General features: G+C 72.0%; 16 protein-coding genes. All 16 read left to right on the top strand.

Going from position 1 to position 13,712, the window contains the following annotated elements:
• Positions 1 to 23 precede the first annotated feature (23 nt).
• The 16 genes from dnaJ (at position 24) to ACERMF_RS16475 (ending at position 13,684) form a co-directional block, all read left to right on the top strand.
• On the top strand, positions 24 to 1,151 hold the full coding sequence (dnaJ, locus tag ACERMF_RS16550; protein WP_373670254.1) for a molecular chaperone DnaJ: 1,128 nt from the start codon (positions 24 to 26) through the stop codon (positions 1,149 to 1,151).
• 13 nt (positions 1,152 to 1,164) lie between these two features.
• Complete coding sequence (locus ACERMF_RS16545) at positions 1,165 to 1,899, top strand: 16S rRNA (uracil(1498)-N(3))-methyltransferase (protein WP_373670253.1); 735 nt, start codon at positions 1,165 to 1,167, stop codon at positions 1,897 to 1,899.
• Between the two features lie 102 nt (positions 1,900 to 2,001).
• The gene (locus tag ACERMF_RS16540) at positions 2,002 to 2,511 is read left to right on the top strand and encodes a helix-turn-helix domain-containing protein (protein ID WP_373670252.1); all 510 of its coding nucleotides are present in this window, start codon (positions 2,002 to 2,004) and stop codon (positions 2,509 to 2,511) included.
• A gap of 66 nt (positions 2,512 to 2,577) precedes the next feature.
• Positions 2,578 to 4,527 carry a PhoH family protein gene (locus ACERMF_RS16535; RefSeq protein ID WP_373670251.1) on the top strand — a complete coding sequence of 650 codons (1,950 nt, stop codon included), beginning with the start codon at positions 2,578 to 2,580 and terminating at the stop codon, positions 4,525 to 4,527.
• 1 nt (position 4,528) lies between these two features.
• Positions 4,529 to 4,972, top strand: a complete 444-nt coding sequence (gene ybeY, locus ACERMF_RS16530; RefSeq protein WP_373670250.1) for an rRNA maturation RNase YbeY — start codon at positions 4,529 to 4,531, stop codon at positions 4,970 to 4,972.
• Positions 4,969 to 6,261, top strand: a complete 1,293-nt coding sequence (locus tag ACERMF_RS16525; protein WP_373670249.1) for a hemolysin family protein — start codon at positions 4,969 to 4,971, stop codon at positions 6,259 to 6,261. The genes ybeY and ACERMF_RS16525 overlap by 4 nt, the downstream gene beginning before the upstream one ends.
• A 61-nt stretch (positions 6,262 to 6,322) precedes the next feature.
• The gene (gene cdd / locus ACERMF_RS16520; RefSeq protein WP_373670248.1) at positions 6,323 to 6,763 is read left to right on the top strand and encodes a cytidine deaminase; all 441 of its coding nucleotides are present in this window, start codon (positions 6,323 to 6,325) and stop codon (positions 6,761 to 6,763) included.
• Positions 6,760 to 7,722: a GTPase Era gene (era, locus tag ACERMF_RS16515; protein ID WP_373670247.1), complete on the top strand. Its 963-nt coding sequence runs from the start codon at positions 6,760 to 6,762 to the stop codon at positions 7,720 to 7,722. The genes cdd and era overlap by 4 nt, the downstream gene beginning before the upstream one ends.
• A 17-nt stretch (positions 7,723 to 7,739) precedes the next feature.
• On the top strand, positions 7,740 to 8,003 hold the full coding sequence (locus ACERMF_RS16510; protein WP_373670246.1) for a hypothetical protein: 264 nt from the start codon (positions 7,740 to 7,742) through the stop codon (positions 8,001 to 8,003).
• Between the two features lie 90 nt (positions 8,004 to 8,093).
• Complete coding sequence (locus tag ACERMF_RS16505; protein ID WP_373670245.1) at positions 8,094 to 8,375, top strand: DUF427 domain-containing protein; 282 nt, start codon at positions 8,094 to 8,096, stop codon at positions 8,373 to 8,375.
• 164 nt (positions 8,376 to 8,539) lie between these two features.
• A complete protein-coding gene (locus ACERMF_RS16500; RefSeq protein WP_373670244.1) occupies positions 8,540 to 9,223 on the top strand; it encodes a hypothetical protein in 684 nt (227 codons plus the stop codon).
• 157 nt (positions 9,224 to 9,380) lie between these two features.
• A complete protein-coding gene (gene proS, locus ACERMF_RS16495; protein WP_373670243.1) occupies positions 9,381 to 10,844 on the top strand; it encodes a proline--tRNA ligase in 1,464 nt (487 codons plus the stop codon).
• 2 nt (positions 10,845 to 10,846) lie between these two features.
• Positions 10,847 to 11,542: a DUF2461 domain-containing protein gene (locus ACERMF_RS16490; protein WP_373670242.1), complete on the top strand. Its 696-nt coding sequence runs from the start codon at positions 10,847 to 10,849 to the stop codon at positions 11,540 to 11,542.
• A 141-nt stretch (positions 11,543 to 11,683) separates the two neighbouring features.
• On the top strand, positions 11,684 to 12,301 hold the full coding sequence (locus ACERMF_RS16485) for an MSMEG_4193 family putative phosphomutase (RefSeq protein WP_373670241.1): 618 nt from the start codon (positions 11,684 to 11,686) through the stop codon (positions 12,299 to 12,301).
• On the top strand, positions 12,298 to 12,828 hold the full coding sequence (locus ACERMF_RS16480) for a DUF3090 family protein (RefSeq protein WP_373670240.1): 531 nt from the start codon (positions 12,298 to 12,300) through the stop codon (positions 12,826 to 12,828). The genes ACERMF_RS16485 and ACERMF_RS16480 overlap by 4 nt, the downstream gene beginning before the upstream one ends.
• Positions 12,829 to 12,883: 55 nt before the next feature.
• Positions 12,884 to 13,684 (top strand): SCO1664 family protein, encoded by an 801-nt coding sequence (locus tag ACERMF_RS16475; RefSeq protein ID WP_373670239.1) that lies wholly within the window; start codon positions 12,884 to 12,886, stop codon positions 13,682 to 13,684.
• Positions 13,685 to 13,712 lie beyond the last annotated feature (28 nt).

Here is a 13,712-nt window from a genome sequence, read left to right as displayed (position 1 = left end):
CTCCGAGACGAGTCGACAGAGCCGTGCCCGACCTCTACGAACTGCTCGGGGTGCCGCGTGATGCGTCGCCCGAGGACATCAAACGCGCCTACCGCCGCCAGGCACGTCAGCACCACCCGGACGCCGGCGGCGACGAAGAGACCTTCAAGCAGATCACCCACGCCTACCAGGTGCTCTCCGAACCCCAGAAGCGCGCCCGTTACGACCGGTTCGGTGACGACGGCACCCCGCAGGGGCGCGGCGCGGGCCAGGACCCATTCGGCTTCGGACAGGGCGGCTTCGGCGGGATCGGCGACGTCATCGACGCGTTCTTCGGCTCCGCGTTCGGGGGCCAGCCCTCGGGCGGCGGGCGCCAGCGCACCACGCCGGGACGCGACGTGCTGGTGGGCGTCGAGCTGACCCTCGAGGACGTCGTCACCGGCGTCCGCCGTGAGGTCGAGGTGGAGGTGGCCTCCGCCTGCGACCAGTGCGGAGGATCGGGTTCGGCGTCGGGACGTCCGCCGTCGGCGTGCGGGACCTGCGGCGGCGCCGGTCAGGTCCAGCGTGTCGTTCGCACCGCGTTCGGGCAGCTGGCCACCGCGGCACCGTGCTCGGCCTGCGAGGGCAGCGGACGCCAGGTGGGCGACCCCTGCACCGGCTGTGGGGGCGAGGGACGGCGCACCCAGCGACGGACCCTCGGCGTCGACGTCCCGGCCGGTGTCGAGGAGGGGGACCGGTTGCGCGTCAGCGGGGCCGGCGAGGCCGGACGGCAGGGCGCGCCCCCCGGTGACCTCTACGTCGAGGTGCGGCTGCGGCGGCACGAGTGGTTCGAGCGTGACGGTCGTGACCTCGTGGCCGAGATCAACGTTCCCGTCACCCAGGCGGCGCTCGGTGGCACCGTGACCGTGCCGACCGTCGACGGCAGCGTGGCCGAGGTCACCGTCCCCGCCGGCACGCAGACGGGTCAGGAACTCTTCGTCCGCCGAGCGGGCTTGCCGAGCTCCGCCAGTGGCCGGCGTGGCGACCTGCGCCTCGTCGTACGCGTCGAGGTGCCGACCGACCTCGACGGCGAACAGCGCGAGCTGCTGGCGCGGCTCGCCGAGCTGCGCGGCGAGCCGTTGGCCGCGGACGGCCGTGGCCTCTTCACGCGTCTGCGCGAGGCGTTCCGCTGAGAACGCGACGCCGATGAGCCTGGTGCCCTACGTCCACGTCGACGTCGTGCTCGCCGGTCGTGGCGAGGGCGACGAGGTCGCGCTCGACGTCGAGGCGCACCGACATCTTCGCACCGTGCTGCGTCTCGGCCCCGGTGCGCGGTGCCATCTCGCGGACGGTGCCGGGTCGCATGCACCGGCCCGGCTCGAGGAATCGGGGGCACGGCTGGTCGGTGCGGCCGTCACCGAGCCGCCGCCGCGTCCGCGGCTGGTCGTCGCGCAGGCGCTGGCGCGAGGGCGCAAGTTCGACGAGGTGGTGCGCATGACCACCGAGCTCGGCTGCGACGCCGTCGTTCCGGTCGGCGCAGCGCGCAGCGTCGCCAAGCTCGAGGGCAAGGCCGACAAGGTGCTCGCGCGCTGGCAGGCGGTCGCGCGTTCCGCCGCCGAACAGTCGCGTCGTCCCTACCGGCCCCGGGTGGAACCGGTGGTCGGCACGTCGGCGATCGTGGCGCGGCGGGCGGAGATCCTGGTGGCGCATCCGGGCGGGGCGCCGCTGCACCGCACCGCCGTCCGGCTCGCCGATGTCGCCGAGATCGTCCTGGCGATCGGGCCCGAGGGAGGCTGGACCGACGAGGAGGTCGACGAGCTGGTCGCCGGCGGAGCACAGCCGGTCGGTCTCGGCCCCGCGGTGCTGCGGACCGAACACGCCGCTGCCGCCGGCCTGGCGCTGCTCAACGCCCTCACCGGCCGTTGGGACGCCGCGACCTAGTTCCAACGCGTCCCCGCCGGAATAGGGGGCATATGCCCCGTTTTTCGGTCGTCGTGCTTGCTAGCGTTCCGTGGTGACGTGGTGACGGTGGGATGGATGACGATGTCCGGCGCAGTCGAGGGTGCGGTGACGCTCGACGAGCCCTACGCGGTGGCGTTGGGCGAGCGACTGCGTAGCGTCCGGCAGCAGCAGGACCTGTCCCTGCACGACGTCGAGGCCCGCAGCGGCGGCGATCTCAAGGCGAGCGTCCTCGGCGCCTACGAGCGGGGCGAGCGGGCGGTGTCGATCACCCGCCTGCACGCGATGGCGCAGTTCTTCCGGGTTCCCGTGGCCGAGCTGCTCCCGGAGCCGCGGGCCGCCGAGCGGCGTCTGGCGAACGCCGCCGACTTCGACGCGGACGCCGTGATGCTCGATCTGGTCGCCCTCGAGCACCAGCGCGAGGCCGAGGAGCTCCTGGTCCGCTACGCCGACGCCATCAAGGCGCGCCGCGGTGACTACAACGGCCAGGTCCTCAGCGTCCGTGCCGCCGACATCGAGACCCTCGCGGCCGTGATGGACACCACCGCAGTGGCCCTGCGGGCCCGGCTGGCCGCCGCCGGGCTCGTGCGCTGAGGGGTAGGCTGCGCCGACCGCCACCCGCATGTCCGGCGACGTCGATCCAGGAGCCAAAGACCCTTCGTGAGCAGCACACCGTCGCCGCTCGGCGACCACCGCACGGCCGCCGTGCCAGCGGACAGCGTCAAGGTGCTCGTCCCCGGTGAGCACGCCATGGTCTCGCTGCTCGGGACCAACGACGAACTGCTCAAGCTGATCGAGAACGCGTTCAGTGCCGAGATCCATGTCCGCGGCAACGAGATCACGATCCACGCCAGCGACCCCACGGAGACGGCCCGGGTCTCGCGCATGTTCGAGGAACTCGTGCTGCTGCTCGGTCGCGGCCAGCTGCTCGACAAGGCGCTGGTCCGTCAGACCATCCGGATGATCCGCGCGGACGAGGGCGAGCGCCCCTCCGACGTGCTGTCCGAGGCCCTGATCACCCATCGCGGTCGCACGATCCGCCCCAAGACGCTGGGCCAGAAGCGCTACCTCGATGCCATCAAGGCCAGCACGGTCACCTTCGGCATCGGGCCCGCGGGGACGGGCAAGACCTACCTCGCGATGGGCGCGGCGGTCCAGGCGCTACGCGCCAAGCAGGTCAACCGCCTCATCCTGACCCGTCCGGCGGTCGAGGCGGGGGAGCGGCTCGGGTTCCTGCCCGGCACGCTCCACGAGAAGATCGACCCCTACCTCAAGCCGCTGTGGGATGCCCTCCACGACATGATGGAGGCCGAGGAACTGATCAACCACGTCGACCGCGGCACCATCGAGGTGGCCCCCCTGGCCTACATGCGTGGTCGCGCCCAGCCGGTCAGCGAACGGGTGCTGACGCCGCGTGGGTGGCGTCCGATCGGTGACCTCGACGTCGGTGACGAAGTGGTCGGCTCGAACGGGCGGCCGACGACGGTGCTTGGGACCTTCCCGCAGGGTGAGCAGGACATCTTCCGGCTCACCACCCGCGACGGCGCGTCGACCCGGTGCACGGCCGATCACCTGTGGGCGGTCGCCACGCGCACCGACCGGTGGCGTGACCGGGCACCCCGCGTGCTCGAGACCCGCGAACTCGTCGACCGGCTCGGCCGCGGTCGCCACCGTGACGCACTGCCGCTGCTGCGTGCGCCCGTCGAGTTCGCGAGACGGGACGTCCCGATGGACCCCTACGCGTTCGGCCTCCTCGTCGGCGGGCAGGCGGCGATGTCGGCCCCGGAGCCGGCGGCGGTCGGCGGGGGCGCTCCGCGGCTGCCCGACGAGGTGCGACACGCGGTCGCCACGGGGTCCGTGGCGGAGGTCTACCGTTTCAACGCCGCCGACGTGCGGCTCGCCACGCTGCAGGGTCTGCTCGACGGCGACGGTGGCCGGGTGGAGCGGTGCGGGCGCTCGTGCCGGATCCGGTACACGGCCGACACGGCGCCGTTGGCCGACGACGTGCGGTTCCTGGTCGGTTCGCTGGGCGGCGTCGCGCACCCACGGCCCGGCGGCGAGGCGACGATCCTCGAGATCCGCCTGCCCGCAGGCGTCGAGCCGTTCCGCGACGCCGGCAAGCGCGCCGCGTACACGGCCGCCCGTGGCGTCGCACCGGCACGCTTCATCGAAGCGATCGAACCGGACGGCGTCGAGGACGCCGTCTGCATCCGGGTGGCCGCGAGCGACTCGTTGTACGTGACCGAGGACCTCATCCTCACCCACAACACGCTCAACGACGCCTTCATCGTGCTCGACGAGGCCCAGAACACCACCGCTGAACAGATGAAGATGTTCCTGACCCGCATCGGGTTCAACTCCAAGGCCGTGGTCACCGGCGACGTCAGCCAGGTCGACCTGCCGTCGGGAAAGCGTTCGGGTCTGCGCATCGTCGGCGAGATCCTCGACGGCATCGAAGGGGTCTCGTTCGCCCACCTGCGTGCGGGTGACGTGGTCCGCCATCACATCGTGCAGCGCATCGTCGAGGCGTACGCCGAGTGGGACCAGGCCCAGGAGGAGGCCGAGGAGGCCCGGAAGCGCGATCGCGACGCCAACCGGCGCGAGGACTGACGTGGCCGTCTTCCTCGCCGACGAGCAGGACCTCGACGTCGACGCCGACGACCTCGTGGCGTTGGCCCGTCACGTGCTTCGGGCGCAGCGGGTGCCCGAGGACATGGAGCTGGCACTGCTGCTGGTGGACGAGACCACCATCGCGGGCCTCAACGCCCAGCACATGGGCAAGGACGGCACCACCGACGTGCTCGCGTTCCCGATCGACGCGCCCGGCGAGGCGCCGCCGGACGCGCCGGCCGTGCTCGGGGACGTCGTCGTGTGTCCAGCGGTCGCGCACGCCCAGGCCGCCGGTCTCGGGCGCACACCCGCCGAGGAGATCCGGCTGCTGACGGTGCACGGCATCCTGCACCTGCTCGGCATGGACCACGCCGACCCGGACGAGGAACGCGCCATGTTCGGCCTCACCGACGACCTGCTGGCCTCGTACGCGGCCGAGGGGTGAACGTTCCGCTGCCGCCGCTGCTGGTCGCCGGCGCCGTGCTCCTGCTGTTGACCGCGCTCCTCGCCGCGCTCGAGACGGTGATCGACCGGCTCAACGTGGTCCGCGCCCTGCGCCTGGCGGAAGAGGACCGCCGCGGCGCGCGCAAGCTGCTGTGGCTGACCGAGCACCGCGTCACGAGCCTCAACGTGCTGCTCGTCCTGGGGGTCGCGGTCCGCATGCTCCTCGGCGCCTGCGCCGTCCTCGCGGGCTGGCAGGTCGCCAACGGCACGGGTGCAGGGGTGGCGCTGGTCGTGGCCGTGGTCGTGGTGCTCGTGCTCGGTGAGGTCGCGCCCAGGACCATCGTCCTGCGCCACCTCGAGTCCACGGGCCTGCGCCTGTCCGGGCCGGCCTCGGCACTCGTGCGCGTACTGGATCCCGTCGCCCGCGCCGCCGTCTCGCTTGGCCGCGCGGTGGTACCGCGACGTCATGAGGTGTCGGGGCCCTACGCCACCGACGACGAGTTGCGCCAACTCGATGCCGACGAGGAGGAGCAGGACGAGGAGCTCGAGCCCGAGGAGCGGGCGATGATCCGGTCGATCTTCGAGCTTGCCGACACCATCGTGCGCGAGATCATGGTGCCGCGGCCGGACATGGTGACCGTGCCCGAGAACGCCCCGCTCACCGAGATCGTGCGGGTCGTGCTCGAGGGCGGCTACTCACGGGTGCCGGTCCACGATCCCGAGGACGCCGACACGATCGTCGGGGTCGTCTACGCGAAGGACCTGTTGCGGCGGGTCGCCACCGAACGACGACGTGAGCGGTGGGGCGACCTGGTACGCCGACCGACCTTCGTCCCCGAGACGAAACGTTGCGACGAACTCCTGCGCGAACTGCAGGAGGCGACCGTCCACCTCGCCATCGTCGTCGACGAGTACGGCGAGACGGTCGGACTGGTCACCATCGAGGACATCCTCGAGGAGATCGTCGGCGAGATCGTGGACGAGCACGACCACGAGGAGCCGCTGGTCGAACTGCTCGACGACGACGTCATGCGGATCGATGCACGGCTGGGGGTCGACGACCTCAACGAGCTGCTCGACGCGGACCTGCCCGAGGAAGGGTGGGACACCGTGGGCGGCCTGGTGTTCGGCACGCTCGGGCGCGTCCCCGTCGAGGGCGAGCGGCTCGAGCTCGAGGGCCTGTGCATCACGGTGGAGCGGGTCCAGGGTCGGCGGGTCGGCAAGGTGCTGGTGAGCCGCGTCGGTGCCGACGAGGAAGCGGCCGAGTCCGCCGGTGACCTGACGCCGTAGTCTGGGACCCCGCCCGGACGCGTCCCAGGTGTGTCCGAGCCGACGCCAGGAGTGCGCTCGCATGAAGTCCGACCCCCGCCCCCGGGGCGCCACCTACGACGAGGCCGACCTGCTGCGTCGCGCCCGGGCCGTACGCGCACGGGCCTACGCGCCTTACTCGCACTTCCGGGTCGGGGCCGTGATCGTCACCGACGACGGACAGGTCTTCGAGGGCGTCAACGTCGAGAACGCGTCGTACCGCATGACGACCTGCGCCGAGCAGAGCGCCATCGCGACGATGCTCAGCGCCGGCGTGCGCCGCCCGATCGTCGCGGTCGCCGTCGTGGGCGACGGCGACGATCCCTGCACGCCCTGCGGCGCCTGCCGCCAGACCATCTTCGAGTTCGGCCCCCAGGCGACCGTGTACTCCTCGGGCGACGCCGGCCGTCCGCTGGTCACACTGATCACCGAGCTGCTCCCACACGGCTTCGGGCCGCAGCGGCTGTCCCAGGGCCAGTCGTGAGCGGCCGCGAGCTCGACCTGCAGGCCATCCTCGCCGGTGCCGACGAGCCGTTGCCCGAGGGGCACCGCTCCGGGCTGCTCGCGCTGGTCGGGCGTCCCAACGTCGGCAAGTCGACGCTGCTCAACCAGATGGTGGGGGAGAAGGTCGCGATCGTCACCCAAGTCCCCGGGACCACCCGCAACGCGATCCGTGGGGTCGTCACCCGCGCCGACGCCCAACTCGTCTTCCTCGACACGCCGGGCCTCGCCAAGCCGCACACCCTGTTGACCCGCCGTCTCAACGAACTGGTCCGCGACACCTGGGCCGGTGTCGACGCGGTGTGCTTCCTGGTGGACGTCGCAGACGGCATCGGCAAGGGCGACGAGTTCCTGGCCAGTGAACTGGCCGGCGTCAGCACACCCGTGGTCGCGGTGGCCAACAAGGTCGACCTGGTCCGGGACAAGGCGAGCCTGTTGCCGCAGCTCGAGCGCCTGCAGCGGCTGCTCGGTCCGGACCGCGAGTTCGCCGACATGGTGCCCGTGTCGGCCGAGACCGGCGAGAACGTCGACCGGCTGCTCGACGTCCTCGTGTCCCACCTGCACGAGGGCCCCCGCCTGTTCGGAGCCGGCTACGTCTCCGACCAGCCCGAGGCCCAGCTGGCCGCCGAGATCCTGCGCGAGAAGCTGATCGCGGACCTCAAGCACGAGCTGCCGCACTCGGTCGCCGTGACCGTCGACGAGATCCGTCCCTCCGACGAGCGCGAGGACCTGCTGGAGGTCGACGCGGTGATCCACGTCGAGCGGGACAGCCAGAAGGGGATCGTCATCGGCAAGCGCGGCGCCAACCTCAAGGCCGCGGCGACGGCGGCCCGCAGGGAACTCGAGGTCCTGCTCGGAGCCAAGGTCTACCTGACCACGCACGTCACCGTGGCCAAGGAGTGGCAGCGCGATCCGAAACAGCTCGGTCGCCTGGGCTACTGAGCAGGACGGGGGACGGGGTGGACGAGCCGGTGGTGCTGCAGACCGGACCCGAGCAGTTCCAGGTGCTGCTCGGTGGAGGACGCCGGATCGAGGCGACCCTGGCGCACCACAGCCGGCGCGGGCTCGGTCTGCACGGCGTACCGCCCGTGCAGGTGGCCACCGAGATGGTGCGCTTCCTGCTCGAACGCAACGACCTGCCCGAGGCCGGCCCGGTCGTCCTGGCGGCGGCCGCCGGTCGCTACCCCGAGTTCGTCGAGGAGATCCGGGCGCGCCTCGGCTGAGCCGGGCGGGCCTCGGCTGATCGGGCGGGTCCGCCACGGGGGCCCGGCGTAGTCTCGCTGCCGCTGGCGACGAGCGAAGAGGAGCGGTGCATGCCGAGCGCCACCTGGAACGGCGTGGTGCTGGCGCACAGCGCCGACACGGTGATGGTCGAGGGCAATCACTACTTCCCGCCGGACAGCGTCGACTTCTCCCTGCTGCGACCCGTGGATCGGACCACGTTCTGTCCCTGGAAGGGAACGGCGTCCTACTACGACGTCGTCGTCGACGGGCAGACCAATTCCACCGCGGCCTGGACCTATCGCGATCCCAAGCCCAAGGCGTCCCACATCCGGGACCACATCGCCTTCTGGGGCGGCGTGCAGGTGGGCTGACGGCGGTCCCCAGCGGGGGGGCGCTTCCCGTCGTCACGTACGACGTCTATCGAACGTGCGGCGGATTCGTACGGCGTCCTGTCGTACGGGGGTGTGTGCGGGTCGGTGCGCGAGGCCGGGGACCCTGGCGGTTCCCCCAGCAACCCTTCCCTCCAGGAGAGCCCGTGAAGCTGCGTTCCCGCTTCCTTCCCGTTGCCGCGGTCGCGGCCCTCGCCCTCGCGGCGTGCGACGCCGGCGACGACGCCCAGGATCCCGGCATCGAGGACACCGAGACCGAGACCGGCACCGACGACACCGACCTCGACACCGAGGCCGACGCCGACACGGCAGACGCCGACACGGCAGACGACGACGCGACCGACGACGACGCGACCGACGAGGGCGCCGAGGGCGCCACGGCCGACGAAGGCGCCGACGGCGCCGGTGCGGTCGAACTGGGCGTCGCGTCGTCCGACATCGGCGACCACCTCGTCGACGGCGAGGGCCGCACGCTGTACCTGTCGACCAACGACGAGGACGGCACCAGCAACTGCCTCAACGACTGCGCCCAGGTGTGGCAGCCGCTGCTCGTCGACGGCCAGCCGACCGTCTCCGGTGACCTCGACGAGTCGCTGCTCGGCACCACCGACCGTGGGGACGGCACCGGCACCCAGGTGACCTACGACGGCGCCCCGCTGTACCACTTCATCTCCGACGCCGACCAGGGGGACGTCCGCGGTCAGGGCCTCAACGGCACCTGGTGGGCCGTGGCCCCCGAGGGCGGCCCCGTCGAGGAGGGCGGCGCCCAGTCCGAGCCCGGTGACGCCGACGTCGCCACCGACGAGGACGAAGCCGAAGAGGACGCCTGACATCCGGGTGACACGCGAACGCGCGGGCGCGGCCACGACGGCCGCGCCCGCTGGCGTCGCGCCCGCGGCGCCGTGCCGGCAGCCGTCGGGGTCCGCGCCGGCACGGCGCTAGCCTCGGCCCCCCGCAGGATCCGGTCGACCGAAGAGCGTGCGAACCATGGCTGCAAGGAAGAGCGACCTCGGCGTGACCCCGCTGAGCGAGGACGTGTCCGCCTGGTACAACGAGTTGGTCTTCAAGGCCGAACTGGCCGACCGTGGCCCGGCCAAGGGCTCGATGGTCATCCGCCCGTACGGCTACCGGGTGTGGGAGCTGTTGCAGGCCCAACTCGACCAGCGGTTCAAGGACACGGGGCACGTCAACGCCTCGTTCCCGCTGTTCATCCCGATGTCCTACCTCGAACGCGAGGCCGAGCACGTCGAGGGGTTCTCGCCCGAGCTGGCCGTCGTCACCCACGCCGGCGGCAAGGAACTCGAGGAGCCGCTGGTCGTGCGGCCGACCTCCGAGACCATCATCGGCGAGATGTACGCGAAGTGGGTCTCGAGCTACCGCGACCTGCCGATCCTGATCAACCAGTGGGCCAACGTCGTCCGCTGGGAACTGCGTCCGCGCATCTTCCTGCGCACGACCGAGTTCCTGTGGCAGGAAGGGCACACCGCGCACGCCACCGAGGCCGAGGCGCGTGAAGAGACCCTGCGCATGTTCGACGTCTACGCCGAGTTCGCCAACAACGTCGCCGCCATCCCGGTCGTCAAGGGCGAGAAGACCCCGGGCGAGCGTTTCGCCGGCGCCGTCAACACCTACTCCATCGAAGGCATGATGGTCGACGGCAAGGCGCTGCAGTCGGGCACCTCGCACTACCTCGGCACCAACTTCGCGACCGCGTTCGACATCACGTTCCAGGACGAGAACAACGACCTGCAGCACGCCCACACGACCTCGTGGGGGATGTCCACGCGCATGATCGGCGCGGTCATCCTCGCCCACGGCGACGACCAGGGCCTGGTCCTGCCGCCGCGGCTCGCCCCCATCCAGGTCGTTCTGGTCCCCATCGGCCGCGGCGACCAGGCCGCTGCCCCCCTCGCCAAGGCGCGCGAACTCGCCGCCGCGCTCACGGCCGCGGGCGTCCGGGCACACGTCGACGATCGCGACGCCTCACCGGGCTTCAAGTTCAACGACTGGGAGCTCAAGGGCGTGCCGCTACGCGTCGAGCTCGGCCCCCGCGATCTCGAGGCGGGACAGGTGCTGATGGCCCAGCGCATCGGCGAGGTGGACGAGAAGGGCCGTCCCGTGAAGGACGCGCTCGGCTTCGACGAGTTCGTCGCCGCGGTGCCCAAGCGGCTCGACGCCTACCACGACCAGCTCCTCCAACGTGCCCGGCGCTTCCGCGACGAGCGCAGCGCTGTCGTGGACGACTGGGATGCCTTCTCGGCCCAGGTCGCCGTCGGCTTCGGCTATGCCCTGCACTGCGGCGAGGAGTCCTGCGAGGACGACATCAAGGCGCAGACGGCGGCGACCCCCCGCTGCATCCCGGTGGACGGGGACGACGAGATCGGGGCCTGCATCCGTTGCGGCAAGGCGTCGGCCTACGGCAAACGCGTCGTGTTCGCCCGCGCGTACTGACGATGGCGACCTCACTGGCGCCCTTCGCCGGGTTCCCGCCCGAGGCGTTCGCCTTCTATGCCGCGCTGTCCGACGACGACCACAACGACCGCTCCTGGTTCGACGACAACCGCGACGTCTACGAGCGCGCCGTGCGGATCCCCATGGAGTCGCTGCTCGCGCGAGCGGACGACGACGGCTGGGGGAGCGGCAAGGTCTTCCGCCCCAACCGTGACGTCCGCTTCTCCAACGACAAGCGGCCGTACAAGACCCACTGCGGTGCCGTCATCTCGTTCCGCGACGGCACCGGCCGCGCGAGCTGTTACGCCGAGCTCAACGCGACCGGCCTGCGGGCCGGCTGCGGGTACTGGGAGCTGTCGCGCGACCAGCTCGACCGGTTCCGTCAGGCCGTCGCCGATGCCCGTCGGGGCGGCGAGCTCGCCCGGATCGTCGACCGCGTCACGGCGGCGGGCATCGAGGTGACCGGCAGCGCGCTCAAGCGTGCGCCGCGCGGCTATCCGGCCGACCACCCCAACATCGCCTTGCTGCGGCACACGCGTCTCGCGGGACTCCGGGCGTGGCCGATCGAGCCGTGGATGCACACCGCCGCGGCCTACGACCGGATCACCGGACTGTGGCGTGCGGCCCGACCGATCGCGGACTGGCTCGAGTCGCACGTCGGTGCGGCCACCGAACCGCGCCGCCCGCGCGGCGGCTGACCGCCCCGGTCGGCGGCAACGTGTTCTGCATCCTGCAGCCGATCGATTTCCCCCGCCGCCGGACGCCCGACCGGGCCGGCCCACCGACGTCGCCGGCCGGTCGAGTAGCGTCGGCTGCCACGTGACCACCGAGGAGACCACGTGGCAACGATCGTCCTGGTCCGGCACGCCACCACCGCCGCGACGGGGAAGCGCCTCGGCGGCTGGACGCCCGGCGTCCACCTCGACGCGGCCGGGGTCGGCCAGGCGGAACGTACGGCGGCGCTGCTCGCGGAGCTGCCCGTCGCGGCCGTGTACGCCTCGCCGCTCGAACGCACGCAGGAGACCGCCAAGCTCGTGGCACGTCCCCACGGGCTCCGGGTGCGCACCCGTCGCGACCTCGGCGAGGTCGACTACGGCGACTGGACGGACAAGCCGCTCGGGCAGTTGCGCCGTCGCAAGCTGTGGCCGGTCATCCAGCACACCCCGTCCCGCGTGACCTTCCCGGGTGGCGAGTCGATCCGTGCGATGCAGGCGCGGGCCGTCGAGGCCGTCGAGTCGCTGGCGGCCGACCATGCCGACGAGACCGTCGTCGCCGTCAGCCACGCCGACGTGATCAAGGCCCTGCTCGCGCACTTCCTCGGCATGCCGCTGGACGCCTTCCAGCGGCTGGTCGTCTCACCCGCGTCCGCCAGCGTGCTGCACCTCGCGGACGGGCACGCACCGGTGGTCGCCGCCTGCAACCTCACCGCTGGTCCGCTGCAGGGGGGTCGGCCGTGATCGACGTCGAGCTCACCGATCCGCATCACGTCACCGTCGGCACCATCGGCGAACCGGGTAACCGCACCTTCTTCGTGCAGGCGCAGGACGAGCGGGAACTCGTGACGTTGGTGCTCGAGAAGCAGCAGGTCGCGGGCATCGGCGACCTGCTCGCCCAACTGCTCGCCCGCGTCGACGACCGCCCGGCGACGGACTGGGACCGGGCGGCCATGGCGTTGCGCGAGCCGATCGATCCGCGCTGGCGTGCAGGTGAGCTGGGGGTCGGCGTCGACGACGAGGGTGGCGCCTTCGTCCTCGAGTTCACCGAGCTGCTGGTCGTCGAGGACGAGTCCGAGCTCACCGACCTGCCCGAACCGCGCGAGGTCCGCATCTGGTGCAACCAGGACCAGGCGCGCCGGTTGGCCGCCCACGCCGACGAACTGGTCGGGCAGGGCCGGCCCCGTTGTCAGCTGTGTGGCCGACCGATGGCCGCCGACGGCACCCACGTCTGCCCGTCGACCAACGGTCACGGGCGCCTCGCCCGCTGACGTGGACCCCCACGGCGACGCCCCCGCGTGCGAGTCGCCCGCGCCTGTCGACGAGGTGCGGCGCCGGCTGCTCGAGGCGCCGCTCGAGCCCGTGGGGCAGTTCGCCGACGCCTCCAATGCCACGCTCCTGGTCCGTCTGCGGGACCGCGACCCGCGCGATCTGGCGACCATCGCCGCCGACCTCGGGCGGGAGCCGGCCGTCGAGGACCTCGCCCCCGACGACCTGGCGGTGTACAAGCCGCAACGCGGCGAGCGGCCCCTCTGGGACTTCCCGACGGGGACCCTCCATGCGCGCGAGGTGGCCGCCTTCGAGATCTCCGACGCGCTCGGCTGGGACCTGGTCCCGACGACCGTCCGCCGCGAGGACGGCCCGTTCGGGATCGGCAGCCTCCAGCGGTTCGTCCCGCACGACCCGCAGCAGCACTACTTCTGGTTGCTCGAGCACGGTGAACCGGCCGTGATCGGGCAGCTGATGACGATGGTCGTGTTCGACCTCGTCATCGACAACGCCGACCGCAAGGGCGGACACGTGCTGCTCGAGCAGCCAACCAGTCCCACGCCGCCGGACGCGGTGGCACCCAGGGTCCGCCTGGTCGACCACGGGGTCTCGCTGTCCACCGAGTTCAAGCTGCGTACCGTCGGGTGGCACTTCGCCGGCGAGCCGGTCCCCGCAGCCCTCACCGCCGCGGTGGCCGCGTTGGCGGAGCAACTCGAGGAGCGACTGCTGCCGCGGCTGGTCGGGCTGCTCAGCGCACCGGAGGTGGCGGTGCTGGCCGACCGCCTCCGTCGTCTGGGCGACCTCGAGGCGTTCCCCCAACCGCACGGGGAGCGTCCGTTTCCCTGGCCACTGCTCTGACCCGTGGCCGAAGCGTCGTCCGGTCCCC

The sequence above is a fragment of the Egicoccus sp. AB-alg6-2 genome (assembly GCF_041821025.1).
Taxonomy (GTDB): Bacteria; Actinomycetota; Nitriliruptoria; order Nitriliruptorales; family Nitriliruptoraceae; genus Egicoccus.
The sequence above is the reverse complement of the archived record's forward strand: the minus strand, read 5'-3'. Positions and strand labels throughout refer to the sequence as shown.